Origin of the sequence: Streptomyces sp. NPDC091292 (genome assembly GCF_044757265.1) — a bacterium.
In the GTDB taxonomy this organism is placed as follows: domain Bacteria; phylum Actinomycetota; class Actinomycetes; order Streptomycetales; family Streptomycetaceae; genus Streptomyces.
The window spans coordinates 19,168-36,240 of the sequence record NZ_JBIVUQ010000016.1; the positions used below are offsets into that span (position 1 = coordinate 19,168).

The 17,073-nt window shown below is 73.4% G+C and carries 5 protein-coding genes and 1 pseudogene; 2 read left to right on the forward strand and 4 right to left on the reverse strand.

Going from position 1 to position 17,073, the window contains the following annotated elements:
• Window positions 1-74: 74 nt before the first annotated feature.
• The 4 genes from ACIQNU_RS32365 to ACIQNU_RS32380 all read right to left on the reverse strand — a co-directional run bounded on the left by ACIQNU_RS32365 (window position 75) and on the right by ACIQNU_RS32380 (window position 14,580).
• Window positions 75-5,291, reverse strand: coding sequence for a hypothetical protein (locus ACIQNU_RS32365; RefSeq protein ID WP_401373193.1), 5,217 nt, complete (start codon window positions 5,289-5,291; stop codon window positions 75-77).
• Entirely contained in the window at window positions 5,288-8,995 is a 3,708-nt protein-coding gene (locus ACIQNU_RS32370; RefSeq protein ID WP_401373194.1) for a DUF6603 domain-containing protein, read from the reverse strand. The genes ACIQNU_RS32365 and ACIQNU_RS32370 overlap by 4 nt, the downstream gene beginning before the upstream one ends.
• Window positions 8,992-13,581 (reverse strand): hypothetical protein, encoded by a 4,590-nt coding sequence (locus ACIQNU_RS32375; protein ID WP_401373196.1) that lies wholly within the window; start codon window positions 13,579-13,581, stop codon window positions 8,992-8,994. Before ACIQNU_RS32375 ends, ACIQNU_RS32370 begins: the two co-directional genes overlap by 4 nt.
• 138 nt (window positions 13,582-13,719) lie before the next feature.
• Window positions 13,720-14,580: an N-acetylmuramoyl-L-alanine amidase gene (locus ACIQNU_RS32380; RefSeq protein WP_401373198.1), complete on the reverse strand. Its 861-nt coding sequence runs from the start codon at window positions 14,578-14,580 to the stop codon at window positions 13,720-13,722.
• A 410-nt stretch (window positions 14,581-14,990) separates the two neighbouring features.
• Here ACIQNU_RS32380 and ACIQNU_RS32385 point away from each other — a divergent pair, with 410 nt between their 5' ends.
• Both ACIQNU_RS32385 and ACIQNU_RS32390 read left to right on the forward strand, forming a co-directional pair.
• A complete protein-coding gene (locus ACIQNU_RS32385; protein ID WP_401373200.1) occupies window positions 14,991-16,163 on the forward strand; it encodes a helix-turn-helix transcriptional regulator in 1,173 nt (390 codons plus the stop codon).
• Between the two features lie 709 nt (window positions 16,164-16,872).
• Window positions 16,873-16,995, forward strand: a pseudogene (locus ACIQNU_RS32390) (type I restriction endonuclease subunit M); the annotation flags it as partial.
• Between the last annotated feature and the right edge of the window lie 78 nt (window positions 16,996-17,073).

The window sequence follows — 17,073 nt, forward strand, 5'->3', positions numbered from 1 at the left end:
CCCGGTCACCGGGTGGTGGCACGGGGACGCGGCCGGGGTGCCGCGGGGCCGGTGGGGAGGTGGCGGTCACGGGCTCAGCGGACGGCGGGTGGGGCGGGTGCGGCCTGGTACGCCGCGCCGGGGATCTCCGGCAGGCTGAGCAGGTTGTCGGCGGTGTCCGCGTCGGCGGCGGCCCGCAGGTACCGTCCACCGTGTCCGTCGGCGACGGCGGCGACGGCCACCCGGTGGCCGGGCTCGCCCTCCACATACAGGGCCTGGCGGCCGTCGAGGGCGGCCAGCGCCTCCGCCCGGGACATCCGCCACCAGCGGCCGTCCGGGTGCCGGCCGGCGATCTCCCGTACGAAGACCCGGTCGCTGCCGGGAACCCGTTTGCGGATGTGGCTGATCCGCAGTCCGGGGCCGTGCGCCGACAGCAGCGCGGAGGCGTGGTGGGCGACCCGGACCGGCTGCTGGAGCGTGATGTGGGCGACGACGGCGGCGTTGTGGCCCCAGGACACCTCGGGCCGGCCGGAGCCGGGGTACAGCGGGCGGGCACCGGTTCCGAAGGGAACGGCGGTGCTCAGGTGGACGAGGGAGTCCAGTTGCTCGGCGCTGCGGGTGACCGAGGCCCAGCTGACGTCCTGCCAGGTGCTGGGCGCCTGGCCGTACCGGGCGTCGGCGGGCGGGTTGTCCAGGCCGAAGGAGGGCGCGGTGGGGTGCTCCTCGAAGACGAAGAACCATCCGGGGTCGGTGTCCGAGCCCAGTGCCTGGGCAGGCGTGAGCGGGAAGCCGAGGAAGAGGATGTCGCCGCCGATCTCCCCGCAGAACACCGGGTCGAGCCGCTGCTCCCCGAGTCTTCGGGGTCCGCCGGAGAAGACCGGGGGCAGCGCGCGGCGGGCGTGCAGGCCCAGGGAGGGGAAGCGCCGTACGACTTCGCCGCGCACCAGCAGCACCACGGCGTCGTCCCCGCCGGGCGGGCGGCGCAGGGTCTCGCCGAGGCGGCTGTGGCGTCCCCAGGCGCGCATCGGCGGGACGTCCGGCGGCTCCTCGCCGGGCTCGGCGGTGCCCCGCGCGTCCCAGAAGTGGCGGAAGGCGGTGGAGCGCCGGTCGGTGGGGAACTCCCGCCACAGCAGTTCACGGCCCAGTTCGTGGTTGGCGCCGGCCAGGAAGGACTCGATGAAGGGTCCGTTGGCGCGCAGCAGGGTGACGGTGTCCGGCGGGATGTTCTGTACGCCGGGCAGCAGGTGGTCGGTGCCCAGCGATGTGAGGAGTTCGGCCATCGGCTGGGCGAACGACGGCGGGACGAGCAGCGGGCCGAGCGGGTCGGGCAGCCCGGTGCCGGCCAGGTCGGCGCCGTCGATGCGGGCTGTCACCCGGGAGGTGACGGCCCGTTCGGGTTCGGTGCCCTTCCGTACCGCGCCGGCGAGCTGCCGCAGCGGCACTTCGGGTTCGCGTTCCTGCTCGGCGCGGGACTGGGCGGCGAGCAGGGCCTTCTGGTGGCGTTTGGCGGCGTCCCGGAAGGTTCTGGTGATGTCGTTGCGGCGGTCGGCGACGGTGCCCGGCAGATCGGCCAGGGCCAGCCCGGCGCCCTGGTTCTCCCAGCCGTACCAGGACCCGGCGTCGGCGGGTATCGGCGCCGACCAGGAACGCGCGGTGCCGGAGCCGTCGATGTCCCAGCCCACCCGGTAGCCGGCCGAGTTGTCGGTGGGACCGTCCTCCAGGACGAGCACGGCGAGGTCGGGTCTCTCGGTGCCGCTGAAGTCGGCGACGGCGATGCCCGCCCCGGCGACGTCGGCGTAGGTACCGGGGATCGTCCGGGTGTTGCCCCAGCCGCCGGTGATCCGGCCGCGGGCGTTGATGTTCCAGCCGATCCGGTAGGAGCCGCGGACCCCCTCGGGGGTCTGTTCCATGAGCATCACCACCAGTTCGGGACGCAGGTCCTGGTTGAGGTCGGCGACGGCGATGTCCATGGCGGCGACCGCGGGGGCGCTGTCGGACGGTCTGCCGGGCCAGGGCAGTTCCACGGAGTCGGCCCAGCCGCCGCGCGCCACGCCGGTGTCGGGATCGATGTTCCAGCCGATCCGCAGGAACAGCCGGCGGTTGCCCTTGATGCCGCCGAGGTAGGCGACGAGCAGCTCCTGGTTGCCGTCTCCGTCGAGGTCGGCCAGGGTGCAGCTGCCGGCCTGCACCTGCACGGTCTCGGCGAGGCCGCCGCTGGAGGTGGCGGCGGTGGACATCGGGGAGGGCATGGTGACCGGGCCGATCCACGCGGCCGGGTCGGCGTTCGCGTCGAGGTCGCGGGCGATCAGGTAGCGGCCGAAGTTGCCGAAGTGGCCGTTGTTGGCGAACTCCTCGATCCAGAAGATCACGGCGTCGGGGCGGCCCGAGCGGTTCAGGTCGGCGGTGGCGATCCCGAATCCCTGGGTGGTCTCGGCCGTCATCCGGCCGGTCAGCGCGGGCTTGGTCTGCCAGCCGCCCCGGACCGTCGCATCGAAGTCGGTGGACCGGCCGAGCCGCAGATACGGCAGGTTGGGGCCGGCCGGGGCGTCCACGTGGCCGATCAGCAGATGGGAGAGGAAGCCCAGTCGCGGGCGCCAGCGGATGTCACGCGGGGGGTCGGCCGCCGGGTCACCGACGCCACCGAACTGGGGCTGGCCGAACGGGTGCCAGGCGTTGTCCCCGGCCCGGTCGACGGCCAGCAACTGGCCGTCGCCCACGGCGTGGACGAGGGAGCCGGACACCGCGACGGGCATGCTCTGGTAGGACCTGACCGGGGCGTAGCCGCCTCCGAGCACGCTGCTCGGCTCGGGCCAGGTGATCACCCGTGAGTCGGTGGTGGACAGCAGAAGCTGACCGTCGTGGCCGCGGCCCACCAGCCGGGAGATCCGCGGAGCGCCGCTGACGGGCAGCCAGATGATCTGGTTGAGCGGCGGCATGCTGAAGGCGAGGTGCAGGGCGCCGTTGGCGTCGACACCGTACTCGTTGGTGCCCGTGCGGCTGGGCACGCCCCGGTCGGGGGTGAACCCGGCCGCGGGGCCACCGAGGACCGTGGCGGCCCAGGCGGTGCCGGTGTGGGTCAGCCGGACCAGTTTGCCGGCCCGGTTGACCAGGTGGAGCTTCCAGTCCGACTCGACGCGCACACCGGTGATCCAGAAGTCGCCCGGCATGCCCAGGTCGCGCCAGTACCAGGTGGTGCCCTTGCCTGACAGCTCCCACAGGTGGCCCGCGTCGTCGGCGGCGTAGGCGGCCTGGTTGAGGTAGTTGCTGCTGCCGGTGGAGGAGTTGGGTGGCAGACGCCGCACAGCGGTGTCCAGTCGCCCCTCTCCGGTGAGCAGCGCGCGACCGCCCGGCGCCAGGCCGTGGGTCAGCCAGGTCCACTGGTCGCCGGCCCAGTGCAGCTGGTGGAGCTGCCGGTCGGCGCCCACCACGAAGACATGCAGGTCCTGCACGGCCGCGGGCGGTGAGGCGCAGGTGGTGCCGGGCGGGCTGCCGTGGTCGACCCAGCCGGGTACGTTCGCCTGGGTGACCCGGGACATCAGCCGTCCGTCGGTGGTGACCACGAACACCCGGTTGGGCATCGCGGCGCCCACCCAGCGGATCGCCGGCACGGCGGGGGGCACGGTCTCGCGGGGTCCGGCGGGGTCGGTCTCCCACGAGCGGGTGGTGAGCCGGTCGGGCGTCAGCCCCTCGAAGTTCTCCTCGCCCGCCACGTCCTCCACGCCGGCCGCCCCGGCGGGGGCGGGCAGGTCGGGTACGGCCTGCACGGTGCGCCGGGCCAGAGAGGCGGCCAGTGCGGTCGCCGCGGTGTCCGCCGGCGCGGGGGCCGATCCGGGGGCCGCCGCGCGGCGGGCGACCGGTCCGCCCGGCCGCAGCAGCCGGCGCAGGGCCGGCTCCATCGCGGCGGCGGCCTCCTTGTTACGGGCCAGCTCCCTCGCGGCGGTGCCCTCGCCGTATCCGACGGCGGCGCGCACGGCCGTGGTCATCTGGAGCATCCGGGCGTCCAGCCGGTCGTCGCCGGCCGGGGTGCCGCTCGTGGTGCTGCCGGGCAGGCGGCGGTGCAGGCTGTCGGCGACGGTCCGGGCCAACTGGCCCTGGCGCAGGATCTCGTTGACGCGGCGCACCTCCGCCGCCTGGTCCCAGGCGGCGGCGACCAGTTCCTCCTGGTGGTGGCGCACCACTTCGGCGCCCAGCGCCGCCGCGACACGGTGCCGGGGGTCGAGGTTGAGCTGGCGCAGCCAGGTGGGCCCGGCCTGCGGTGAGGGCAGGCCGCGGGTGCCGGCCTGCGCGGAGCCGTAGACGGGCGGCGTCAGTTCGGTGCCGTCGCGGCCCGCGTCCAGCACGGTGGTGTAGGCGGCGCGGAAGGCGGCGGCGGTCTCGCCGTGCCAGGGCCGTGGGTCGGTCCCCGCGGAGCGCAGCGCGCCCTCCAGGTCGAGGGTGCGGCCGGGGTGTCCGGGCGGCAGGGCGGGCAGCCCGTGCCCGGCGTCGGCGACGTCCATCGGGCGGGTGCCGACGTCTCCGGGCAGGGCCCGTGGGACGAGCTTGCGCACCAGGGACTCGAAGTCGCCGTCCAGGCCGGTGGTGAACGACCAGTGGTGGTACACCGGCAGCGTCCACGTGGTCTCGGTGGGGCGTTCGTCCTTGGCGGGCCAGGCGGGCAGCAGGTCGCCGTCGGGGACGGGCAGACCAAGGCCGGCGAGCCGTCCGGCCTCGAACGCCGGGACGACGGCGGCGAGGTACCGCGTACGCGGGCGCAGTCTGCGCGGGCACAGCAGCCGGGACAGGGTGCGGTCGGGTTCCTCGGCCAGCAGCCGGTCCACGTCGGCTTCCTGGGCGCCGTCGTCGGTGGTGACCTGTGCGTGCGCCCAGGCCCAGGAGTGGGCGAGGTCGGGCAGTTCCGCGCGTGCGCAGACCAGTCGGGGCAGTCCTCCGCCGCCGGGCAGCAGTCCGGCCCGCTCGGCCTCCAGCACCAGCAGCACCAGCCAGGGCCGCAGCCTCCCCTGGGGGGTGGCGGAGGCCGGGGTGAACATCCAGGGCAGGTCGGGGCGGTCGAACTCGACGGCCGGGAAGAGATGCGGTTCGGCGTCGGCGGTGTCCGGCGCGGGGAAGCTGCGCAGCACCTGGGCCGGGTCGAGGCCGGTGACGTCGCCGGGTCCCAGCAGTCGGGCGGTGACCTGGACCGGTTCGCGGCCGGTCAGGCGGGGGCGCAGGGTGACGGTGGTACGGGCGGTCATCGGGCCCGCCGTGGGATCGACGGCCCCTCCGGCAGCCGCCAGGCCCTCGCGGGTCCAGGAGAGGAAGGTCAGGCCGCTCAACGGATGCCTCCGGTGCTGGTCTCGGTGGTGATACGCAGGCCGGGGGCGGCGCTGCTGCGGCGCAGTTCCGCCGCCTCGGTCCAGGTGGTGCCGCGCGGGGCGGCGGCGCGCGAGGTGCCGGAGGTCGCGGCGCGGGCGGTGCGTGCGGGGTGCGCGTGCGAGGTGTCCGGCTCGTCGGGTGTCGGTCCGCCGACGGTCCAGCGGGTGTCGCGCAGGCCGAGGCCGCGCGGGGTGGCGGAGAAGCGGCGGTGTCCGGTGCGGCGGGTGGCGGCGCGGGCGGCCGGGGCGGCGGCGACGCGCAGCCCGGCGGCATCGACCGGCGCGGCGGCCGGGGCGGTGCCACGGTGGGGGCCGTCCTCGAAGACCTCCTCGTAGCGGATCGGCGAGGCGAACACCCCTGTCCGCTCCCGGGCAGCGGCGAGCGCGCCGTCGGCGGTGGCGCCGGCGACGAGGCTCTCGAAGGAGGGTGCCGCGATCTTCTCGTCGTCGGACAGGTCGAGGAACTGGGCGGGGGCGAAGTACTCCCGGGTCGGGGCGAGCCGTACGGTCACCGGCGCGGTCCGGGCGTCGGCGTCGTCGATCGTCAGTTCCGGCTCCAGGTCGAGCCTGCGCGGGCCCTTGACGGGCGCGTTGCCGAAGCGGTCCAGGGTGATGCCGAGCGGGGCGAACCGCTGGGTGAAGGACAGCCCGCCGAGCGGATGGACGATCAACTGGCCTTCGGTGGCGGGCAGTTCTCGCAGGGTGACCACGGTCCGTCCGACGCCGGTCAGCTGTGCGGTCCAGTTGCGCGGGTCGGCGAGTGCCCGTTCCACGCCGCCGGCCACGTCCACGGGTTCCGGCAGGGCGGCCGGGGCGGCCCTGCTGCCGAAGGTACGGTCGAAGCTGATCTCGGCGCTGAGGAAGACGATCTCGAAGCGGGCCTTGCCGCGCACGTGCCAGGGCGTCGGCCCGGACAGGGCGACGGCGACGCCGACGCCCATCAGGGTGCGGCTTCCCCGCTTGAGGGCGAGACGGCCGACGATATCCACCTGGAAGCCGAACGGTTCGAACTGGACCAGGGCGTCGAAGGCCAGTTGGCCGTCGATGCTGAATCCCGCAGCCGCCGCGTACAGCTCCACTCTGGCGCCGAACTGCACGGTGTTGGAGGTGAGCGCGAAGTAGGACTCCAGCCGCAGCCGTGGGTTGTCGCCGCTGAGCAGCGAGAGGCTGAGCCGGCGCAGCGCGGGGAAGCCCTCGGGCGGCTGGAAGCGGGGGTGGAAGCCGCCGGCCGAGAGGGCGAAGGCGGTTGTGCCCTTCCAGCGGGCGCGCATGGCCATGTCCCCGGTGAGCGCGAAGGCGGCGAGCCGGGAGTCGTAGAGGGTGGCGTCGACGGACGCCTCGCCCCGCTCGAAGTCGATGACGCCGAGAACGTCCATGTTGATCGCCACCACGGCGTTCGCCTCGGTGGGCAGTGCCATCCGCAGCCTGCCGAGCAGCATCAGCCTTACCGGGGTGGGCAGTTCGAGAAGCAGCCCCAGGTCGATGGTGAGCAGTGTCGGGGTGCCCCAGCCTATGCGGGCCATGGGACCGACGACGTGCCGCCCGGGGGTGGGCGGGAAGACGGCGCCCAGGGTGGCGATGATCTCGGGGGCGCGGGCCAGCGGGTCGCGAGGGAAGAGGAGGGAGTCCAGTGCCCGGCTGCGGATGCCGGCCCGCAGGGTGTCCACGGAGACGGAGCGGTTGATGCCGATCAGTCCGCCGACGCCCATCAGCGTGAAGCCGAACCCCAGTTGGATCGGGGTGAACTCGGCCGAGACCAGGATCAGCAGCGAGAACCCCTCCGCACCGCCGGGCATCCGGGTGGTGAGCAGGCCGACGGCCTTGAGCGCGACGCTCTCCAACTGGAGGGCGAGCACGCCCGCGTACTCCTCCTTGTCGCGGTCGAAGAACAGGTAGCCGCCGCCGGTGACCGGGCCCGCGCCGACCGCGAGGGCCGCTCCCTTGGGCGGCGCGAAGCCGGCGCCCAGCCCGACCGGGCCGAGGTTGCCGTCCTGGGTGGACAGACCGGCTTCCAGGCCGAGCCGCTCCACGGTGGCGAGCACCGGGCCGAGGGCCAGCCGGGCGGTCGCCGAGACGGTGGCGTCGAGCTTCTTCTCGCTGTCCGCGCTCAACCGCAGGTGTACGGCGAGCAGTTCGAACGGTCCCAGGCGGGCGTTGAGGGGCAGGGTCGTGTCCACTCCTGCGGAGCCGGTGAAGCTCAGCCCCTTGCGCCGGGACCACTGGAGTCCGAGCGCGAACTCGACGCGCAGCCCGTCGGCGGGCAGCACCGTGTTGAGGAAGCCGTCGCCCTCGCCGCCCGCGATCACCACGGCGGCCCGGTCCGCGGCGACCCCGACCTCGAAGTCGTCCGTGCCCTCGGCGCCCGGGGACGCGGCCTCCAGTACGGCCCTGGCCCAGGCGCGGAGGGCACCGATCTCCAGCCGGGTGCCGTGGGCGCTGCCCAGCAGCAGCGCGGGGGCGTCCGCTTCCCCCGCCTTGCGCAGCTCCAGACCCAGTTGGACCCGGCCGGGGGTGTCGGCGGCGAAGGTGACCCCGTGCGGGCCGAGCGCCACGGCCGGGCCCGCGCCGGAGATGTCCGCCCGCAACGCCCATCCGTCGCCGAGGAGTTGGTCCACGGTGGCCTCGCCGCGCGGGACGAGCACCATGCCGAGGCCGCCGGCCTCCGGAGAGGAGACGCCGAGAGTGGCGCCGATCTCGCCGAGCGTCCCGGGAGCGGCGAGTACGGGGATGCCGAGGGTGAGCATCCGCCGTCCAAGCGCGACCGACGCCTCGTCCAGACCGGTGTCCGCGGTCTCCCCGAGGCCCATGAGCACCGTGACGCCCAGGGAGTTGAGCAGCGCGCCGAGCCTGGGCAGCAGCCTGTCGGCCAGCGCGTCGGCGGCCTGATCGTCCGCGAGCCCGCCGGGCAGGTAGTCGGCGCGCAGCACGCCGCCCGGGTCGCGGACCAGCTCGGCCAAGCGCTGCGGGCGGAGCCTGGCGCGTGCCGCGCCGGTGCGCACGGTCTCGCCTTCCCGGTTGACGATCGCGCTCTGCGGCCCGGCGTCGTCCGGCAGCACCAGCACACCGAGCAGTACCAGGACGTGGAAGAGCACCTGGTGGTGGCGGGCCAGCCAGTCGGTGACGAGGTGGTGCACCACGTCCTCGGCGAAGGCGGACGGGTCGAACGCGCCCAGCGCGGGCGGGGCCTGGCGCACCAGGTCCAGCACCGAGCCGATCACGTCCAGCAGCCGGTGGAGCCCTTCGAGGTCCTGCGGCGGGTGGGCGACCAGCTCCTCCAGGCCGCCGACGGCGCCCGCGACGGTCTCCAGCCACGCGGTCACCTCGGCGGCGCCCTGCTCCCCCGCGGCGGCCGGGTTCCAGCCGATCCGGGCGAGCAGCCGGGCGAGTCGCATGGGGTTGGCGGCGGCCTCGGTGAGCGGGCCGATGAGCCGGAGGATCTCGCCGGCCAGCGCGCTCTGGCCGTCGGTGGAGGGGGTGGGAGCCCCGGGGCCGCCGGGCGGGGGTTCGGCGGCGGCAAGGGCCGTGGTTTCCGCGGCCGTGGCGTGCGCCACCGTGGTGTCCGGGGCCGTGGCGTTCGGGACCGTGGAGGTGTACGCGGTGGGCCGCCCGCCCGGAGCCGGTGCCTCCGCGGCCCCTGCGGTGTCCTGCGCGGGGGTCTGGGTCATGTCGGCAGTCCTTCGGTGTCGAGCACGAAGTCGCGGGCGGTGCGGAGGGTGCGTTGGTCGGCGGGCAGGTCGGTCAGCGGCAGGGTGTAGTGGCGGGGGTTGCTGCCGCCGAACCAGTCGGGCCAGGCGTTGACCACCCGCAGGGTGTGGCCGGGGTCCCGGTAGCCGGTGTGGTTGTTGTGGCCGGCCGGGTGGGGCTCGTAGCCGGCCACCGCAGTGTTGGGGCAGGGGTTGTTGGCCAGGATTGCGGCGGCCAGGGCGACCTCGTGCTGCCCGGTCCAGGTGGCGGGGTTCTGGCCGAAGGCGAGCCCGGAACTGACCGCGGCCGTGGCCACCACGTTCTGCAGGGCGACCGAGGCGCGGCCCGGGGTGCCGCGCAGCAGCACCGCCGGGGAGAAGACATGCCAGCGGTGCAGCAGCGCGACGGTCCTCTCGGAGCGGAAGACATCGCCGATGGTGGTGCCGGCCTGGAGCGGGAAGGGATTGGCGCCGGTGGGGCTGTTCCAGTCGGCCTCCCGCAGGTCGCGCAGGCGCATCCGGGCCATGTCCCACATGGCGTGGCGGAATCCCTCGTCGGTGCGGCCCGCCATGACGAAGCGGTAGTACCAGTGCCACAGCCGGAAGTACTCGTGGTCGCCGTACTGGCCGTAGTCCTGGGTGGATCCGGGGCCGGGGGCGGGGTGGCCGTGCAGCGGTGCGGTGCTGCCGTCCTGGCGGGTGAGGGCGCCGCGGGCGGCGTACTTGCGCTGGCCTGCGGTCCACGGGGCCGGGGTGCCGGCGCGGCCGTTGCCGGTCCACACCCGGTCGGGCTGGACTCCGAAGGTGCCGAGGACCTTCTGGAAGGAAGCCTCGTCGCGGCTGCGCAGATAGGCGAAGAAGGCCCACAGCTCGCCGTCGGCCACGGCCCACAGGGCACGCGCGGGGCGTCCGGGTTGGTCAGCCGCGTGCCATTCCCTGGTGCCCAGCGTCCAGTGGCACAGCCCCAGGGAGGCGAAGGCGTGGTCGTAGCAGTTGACGGAGTCGAAGTAGCCCAGCGCCTCCACCTCCGCGACGGCACGGATCACCTTGAAGGTGGCGAGGGTGTCCGCGTCGAGGTCACGCAGCCGGGTTCCGGTGAGTGCCTCGGGGGTGATCTCGGCCTCGGGCGACCACGATTCCCGTGCTTCGGGCATTCCGACCGGGCCCTCCATCTGCTCCGACAGGTCGGTCGCGTTGTCCCGGGGGTAGCGGTAGGGGACGCGGTGTCCGATCGGGGTGCGGTCGGACACCGCCCAGCCGTCGGGGGTCCGGGTGGCCGGGCGGGTCCAGTGGGTGGAGAAGTCCCGCGCGTACATCCTGGGCGAGAAGGCGGTGTCGTTGGTGTGCTCGTCCCAGCGCCAGATGTTGTCGGCGAGCCGGGCCGGGCGGGTGCCATCAGCGGGGATGACCGGGATGCTGACGGGGGCCGAATTCTTGAGCGTCCACGCCTCCATCACCACCGGGCAGCGCCAGCCGTTGGCCTTCCAGTGGGCGATGATCTGGCGGGTGGCGGTGTCGACGACCCCGCTGACGTTGCCGTTGAAGCGCAGTTCGGCAGGGACCGGGACGCTCTCCAGAGCGGAGGCCCAGCGGTGGTCGCGCAGTACGGTGACCGCGTCGCCGGCCGGGTGGGCGGCCTCGCCGGTGGCGTCGGCGGCGCGGGTGACCGTCCAGGAGGTGCCGGTGACGGCCGTGACGGTCAGGTTCTCGTCGCCGACACGGGCCTTGAAGGGCAGCGGCGGCAGCGTGCCCGTGGCAGTGACAGTGACAGCGGCCTGGAGGCTCAGAGTGGTCGTGCCGGCCGGCAGCGGCTGGGCCAGGCGCACCACGGCGGTGGCCACCCGGGCCACCTGTGCCATCCGGGCGTACCCCTGCAACTCCCGCACCGCCCAGCGCACTTCACGCCCGAAGCCGCCGTCGCGGATGCCGACCACACCGAAGCCCAGCTCCAGCAGATCGCGCTGGAGATCGCTGACATGGGTGACGGTCGCGGTGCCCCCGTTGGTGGAGGCGTCGGTGTCCCCCTCCCGCAGCGCCCTGCCGCCGTACAGGTCAGGCAGTGCCACGGGCGGGGGTCCGGTGGTCTGACCGACGTCCAGGGGAACGGCGAGCCGGGTCAGCGGCGCGGCCCGGAGGGTGCCGGGCAGGCGCCACCACAGAGTCTGGACGACGGACTTGGCGTCCTGGCCGTCCCAGCCGAACTGGATCTCGCCGATGTTGTTCCGGCCGACGATCTCCTTGCCGCTGCCCCAGGCGCCGCGATAGCCGTCGTGGTTGGCGGCTGCCTGCACATACTGGGCCAGGGCGGCACGGCGGTCGCCGGTGGCGGGGTACGAGACGGGGGCGGGCATCCCGGGACGCGGGGCCACTCCGTCGGGGTCGGTATGGCGGTAGTACTCCAGCTCGTACTCCCACTCGGGGACCGGGCTGAGCAGGGTTTCGACGTCGGATAGCTCGTACACCGCCGGGGTCTCGCGAAGCACCGAGCCGCCGTAGCCGCCGTCGGGGCCGCGCGTCACCACGGGCACGGCCCGTCCGGCGGCGTTGGCCCATCCGGCCCGCCGGGAGTGCGGGAGCCCGAGGGTGGGGTTGTAGCCGTGGTCGTGCAGCACCCCGGTCATGGACGTCTGGTTCTTGAGCGAGCTGGCGGTCAACTGGGCGAGGACGCCACGGACCTCACCGGGTGTTCCGGTGTACGGGGCGGTGGCGCGGTAGGACATCCGGGCGGCGAAGGCGTAGTGGACGTCGCCGCCCAGGGCGATCACCCGGCGACGGCGCACCCCGTCCGGCCCCGGTGCGGCATGGCCGAGCATCCGGGCGATGAGCTTCTCGAAGGCCCGCGGATCGTGGCCCCATGCCTCGTAGTCCCGTTCGAGCTGGCCCGCGTACCCCTGGAAGAAGCGGACCTTCGGCTGGAAGAACTCCTCGATCAGCGGGCAACCCAGCACCGGGCAGGGCGAGACCAGCAGGGTGACCTTGTCCAGGCCGAGGTCGGCGGGCGCCTCCACCACCGCCGCGTAGGAGGCGTCGGAGAAGAGGAGCGCGGGCGGGTCGGTGGGGCCGCCGCGGAACACCCGCTGGGTGCGGGTGTCCACCACCACGATCTGGTGGGCGGGCCAGTTGACCGAGTAGTGCCAGAGCAGCGAGCCGCCCTGGCGGATCATCCGCCCGGAGGAATCGGCTCCGGTGGGCACACCGGTACGGCGGGCGAGGGCGGCGGCGGGTCCGGCGGCGGTGTGATCGGGTGCGGCGAGGGCGGCCAGCACCTCGCGGCCCGCTTCTCCCTGTGGGCCCTCGGCGAACTGTTCGGGGGTGTTGCCCCAGCCCTGGCACACCGCATACGAGGCCATGGCGTTCCCGAGGAACTGCCGTCCGTGGACGGTGCCGCAGACCTCGTTGACCCAGCGGCTGGAGATGAACCAGTCGTCGGTGACCTCGTGGTCGTCGAACATCGTGTAGGTGGCGGTGTTGGCCAGCGCCCGGCGGACCATCCCCAGGGTGCCGCGGAAGGCGTCCAGCCTGTCGCATTCCGTGACGTAGCCGGACAGCGTCTCATGGGCCTTCTTGTAGGCGGGCTTGGTACGCAGGCCGAAGAACTCGGAGGGATCGGGGTCGCCCAGGGTCTTGGAATCCTCGGGGAACAGTTCGGAGAAGTAGCGCACGGGGGGCACCGCGGGCCACAGCGTCGGCGACCAGACCAGCAGGTACATCGCCAGGAACTCCGACAGGCGCAGCAGATGGCTGCGGCCCTCGGTGGTGGTCAGCCGGAAGTCGTCCGCGATCATCTCCTGGCGCCGGCCCGGACGGAAGAGCCACTGCTGACTGGCCGGAGGAAGGGTGGCGAACTGCTCGTCCCGGCCGAGCAGGGTACGGCCGTAGGTGGAGCAGATGTGCAGGAGCGCGTCGGCGACGTCGTCGGCGTATATCTGGTCGCCCGTCAGAAACAGTTGCTGCGGGCGGCGTTCGGGGGCGCCCGCGTCGGCGGCGAGCACCTCGTCCAGGATCGACAGGGCGTCGGTGCCCTCTCCGTGGGGCTTGCGGCAGGAGGCGTGGAACAGCCGCAGCCCGGCCGGGTGGCCTGGGGGTGTGATGAAGCTGGGCAGGTCGGGGGCGCCCGAAGTGCTCTGGTAGAGCAGGGCCTTGCGGGCCTCCCCCTCGGTGGCGGCGATCACGCCGGGCGTGAAGAGTCCCGGCGCCCCGCCGGGCACCGGGGCGGAGGGCGCGGAGACGTCCTCGCCGAAACGCAACACGTAGCGGTGGATGGTGCCCGGCTTGAGAGCGCCACCGGCGGGCACCTCGGCGGTCACCGCCACGATGTGCAGGTGCTCACCCATCCGGGCGGTGACCCGGGTGCCCGTGAGGACAGGTGTCGCGGGCAGGTGGCCGGAGGCCCCCTCGTACACGTCCAGCGTGACTTTCCGCCGCGCCTTCAGGGCCAGCCACACGGTGACTCCGGTGCTGTCCACGCGCCGGACGACCGGTCCGGCGAGCACCAGCGGCAGCGCCGCCACATCCAACGCCGGCAGCACGGGCGTACCCATGCCGCCGCTTCCCCCCACAGTCCCCATGGGACCTCCACGCTCTGACGCGGCGCACGCCGCGGAGTGCCCGCCGTCACTTCCGCAGCGGCTCTACGCGCGTTGCGGACGGACGGTGTGAACACTCGGCCATTACTGGACACACATCGCACGAAACACCAGGTGCGCTTACGTGACGGTGAAGCCGTGTTTCGCGCCGAGCTTCTGGAGCGACGCGCGGCCGGGGATGCCGTCGGCCGCGGCACCCGTGTACCCGAGGCGGCGCTGCCACTGCGCGTACGCCCTGACGGTGACGGATCCGAAGGAGCCGTCGGTGGCGTACGAGCCGGCCAGCAGGCCCTCCGCCCTGAGCGCGGCCTCCACCGGGCGTACGTCCGCCGGATATGTGCTCGCGCCCTGCTTCAGCCCGGGGTCGCGCCTGGCCGCGGTTGCCAGACGGGCAAGGCTGACGGATGTCTTCGTACCGGCGGACGGCGTACCGGCGGACGGCTTCGTACCGCCGCCCGCCGGGGCAGGCGCGGTGGCGTTCGGGCGGGGTGCGCCCTTCCTCACCCACGCGTAGAGCGCTTCGCCCGGACAACTCGTGGCGTACCCGTCACGGTGGCCCTTGATCTCGTCACCGGCGCCGTTGCGCCGCAACAGCTCGATGCCGTCGCGTACGGCCGACAGCATCGCGTCGGTCGGCTGGGTCAGCCCTGCCGATCCGACCAGCGCGCAGATGGCGTAGTGCCCCCGGTTGAGCGCCTGGTCGCCGTTGGCGCCGGTGCGTCTGCCGGTGCCGCGGCCCTCGAAGAGGTAACCGTGCGGACAGGCCAGGTAGTTGTAGGCGATGTCCGAGTAGTTCTCCTTCTTGTTCGCGAGGTGCGCGGCACGGATGGCCTTGACCTCGGCCACACAGGCGTCATGGTCCTTGAGCAACTCGGTGCTGACCGGGCTGCCCTCGTAGTGGACCTTGACACCCTTGGTACCGGCCTGCGCCGGCGCCTGTGACGCGGGCCAGCCCAGTTGGGCACGGGTGACCAGTTTCATGGTCCCTTCCTTTCCTTTCGGTTCGATGGGTTCGCGCCCAGCGCACGGAGAGCGGCACCGGCACGGTTCAAGGCGTGGTGGAAGGCGTGGTGGACGACGTGGTGGACGACCGCTGCGACCCCGTCGGCTCCGGTCGTGGCCCCGGTCGTGGCCCCGGTCGCGGCCCCGGTCCTCCGGCGCGGGCGGCCCCCACCGCCCGTGCGCCCGCTCGTCCCGTCGGCCCCGAATCGCGCCACCACATGGCGGCAGCAGGTCGTTCTCCCGTCGCGTCACAGCGTGCTCCGGCGGGGCGGGCCGTTCCCATCCCAGAAAAGTGGGGAGTTGTAGGCGAAGGACACGCCGGAGCCGCGACACTCCGCGCCACCGACACCCTTTCTTCACAACCGGGGTCCGCCGTTACCATGGCCGGCATGGGGCGTATCGGGGGGACGCCGCGGTCTGACGTGGTTCAGGACGCGGCGGTACGTGCGGCACTGTCGGCGCAGAGTGTCGACGAGTTCTTCGACGAGGTGGCACGGGTGATCGTCCCGGCGCTGCGCATCGACATCTGGGCCGGAGTCACGGTCGATCCAAGGACGTTGATGAACACCGGCGGCAACTACAGCAATGCCGTGCCCGCCGCGCTGATGCCACGGATGCTGGACATCGAGTACCGCGAAGGGGATGTCAACTCACTGCCCGACCTGGCCCGCAGGCCCGTACCCGTCGCCCTGCTCAGTGAGGAGGTCGGCGGTCGCCTCGAACTCAGCCCCCGCTACCGGGACATAGCCGGTCCGCTCGGTATGCGGGACGAACTCCGGATGGCCCTCCGGGACCGGCAGGGCTCCTGGGGCGCCTTCGTGCTCGGTCGCTCCGTGGACACCCCCGCGTTCGCGCCCGCGGATCTGGCGCTGGCCGAGGCGCTCGCGCAGCCGCTGGGGAGCGCGTTGCGCCGGCTGCATCTCACGGAGCGCGCGCAGCGCGAACCGGCACCGACGGCACCGGGCCTGGTGCTGCTCGACGAGGAATACAACGTCGTGCAGATGTCCCCTGCCTTTCCGCTCTGGATCGACGGGGTCTCACTTCCCTCCACCCCGCCCACCACACGGGCCGGTTCACACCCCGCCGGCTCGGCCGGGGCGTCCCTGCCCCCGGCGGTGTACGGCGTCGCGGCGGCGGTCCGCACGCCGGGAGCCGCGAGTTCCTTCACCTCCTGGGCGCACAGCGGCTCCCAGGGTTCCGTGCGGTTGCACGCCTGGCGGCTCGACGACCTGACCGAGGCGCGGGTCGCCGTCGTGGTCGAACCTTCGGGGCCCGGGGAGCGCCTCGGTCTGATCGTCGCGGCGTACGGGCTGACCGCCCGGGAGCAGCACATCACGGAGCTGGTGCTGCACGGCCATTCCACCGCGGAGATCGCTCACCGCGCCGGTCTGTCCCCGCACACCGTCCAGGACCACCTCAAGTCGGTGTTCGACAAGACGGGTGTCAGGAGCCGCCGCGATCTGGTGGCCGCGCTGTTCACCCGCCACCACGCACCGGCCCTGGCGCCGAGCCCGGCCCCGGTCCGTCCAGATCCCCGTGCCGTGCCGTCCGGGCACCCCTGACCGGGTGTGCGTGGCGTTCCAACAGCGAGCCGGGCCACCTGGCGGCCCCCGCGATCACGACCGGCGAGAGCCCCGGGGCGCGGAGCGGCGGCGGGAGCTGATGGCCGATGCGGTGCAGGCGGAGTACGGGCCTTGACCCGGATTCTTGGACACCGGGGCTGTGCAGCCGGGGCCAGGGTCGTTGATGTTGCACCGCGTGCCGTCCCGTAGGCGAGGGGACTGCGGTGGTCCGAGGCGGGAGTGGCGGCGTCGGGTGTGGTAGCGGCTGAGCCGATCACGCGCTCATGGACTGACGGACGCCGGTCCTGCGGCAGGCATCGGCGAAGGCTCGGGTGGTGTATTGGGCGCCGAGGACGGGCCGTCCATGGACATGGACACGGACGCATTGGCGGCTAGCACTCCAGCAGGATTTCGCTGTCTGACCTGGTCTTTTCGCCGGGTGGCGGGAGTATAGCGGGACTTCGGCCGTGTGGGGGCGGTGTCATGGAGACCGCCCCTCGATCGTGCGACAACGCCGCAGGTAGTGACAGCGGCGGGCGACTGCTTGGCGTCGGCGGCGCCAGTTCGACCAGCTCAGCGCGAGGTGTAGTCCTCGGTGTCCCCGCAAGTGCGAGGGCTGGGGACAACAAGCTGCCAGGAGTCGCCGAACTTCCGCCACTGTGATTCTCGACTGCCCCGTCCGTCCCACTCGCTGTGCCCCTTTTTCCCTGGCCTCAACGGCCGGACCGGGTTGCGTGCCGAACACGAGAAGCAGATCGACGAGGAAGCCCGCGCAGCCCACTGCGCGAAGATCGAGGAGGCCGCCAGGTCGGCTGCACCCATCAAGGCGTAGGGCTTTGTCTCACGTGACTTGATGTCCGTGCGGCAGGTTGCCGGTTGTTGCTGGTCGGCGGCCTCTGGCGTTGGGTGT

Coding starts and splice junctions, on each gene's coding strand:
- ACIQNU_RS32370 (WP_401373194.1), bottom strand. CDS start 8,995: ATGACCCAGACCCCCGCGCAGGACACCGCAGGGGCCGCGGAGGCACCG.
- ACIQNU_RS32385 (WP_401373200.1), top strand. CDS start 14,991: ATGGGGCGTATCGGGGGGACGCCGCGGTCTGACGTGGTTCAGGACGCG.
- ACIQNU_RS32380 (WP_401373198.1), bottom strand. CDS start 14,580: ATGAAACTGGTCACCCGTGCCCAACTGGGCTGGCCCGCGTCACAGGCG.
- ACIQNU_RS32375 (WP_401373196.1), bottom strand. CDS start 13,581: ATGGGGACTGTGGGGGGAAGCGGCGGCATGGGTACGCCCGTGCTGCCG.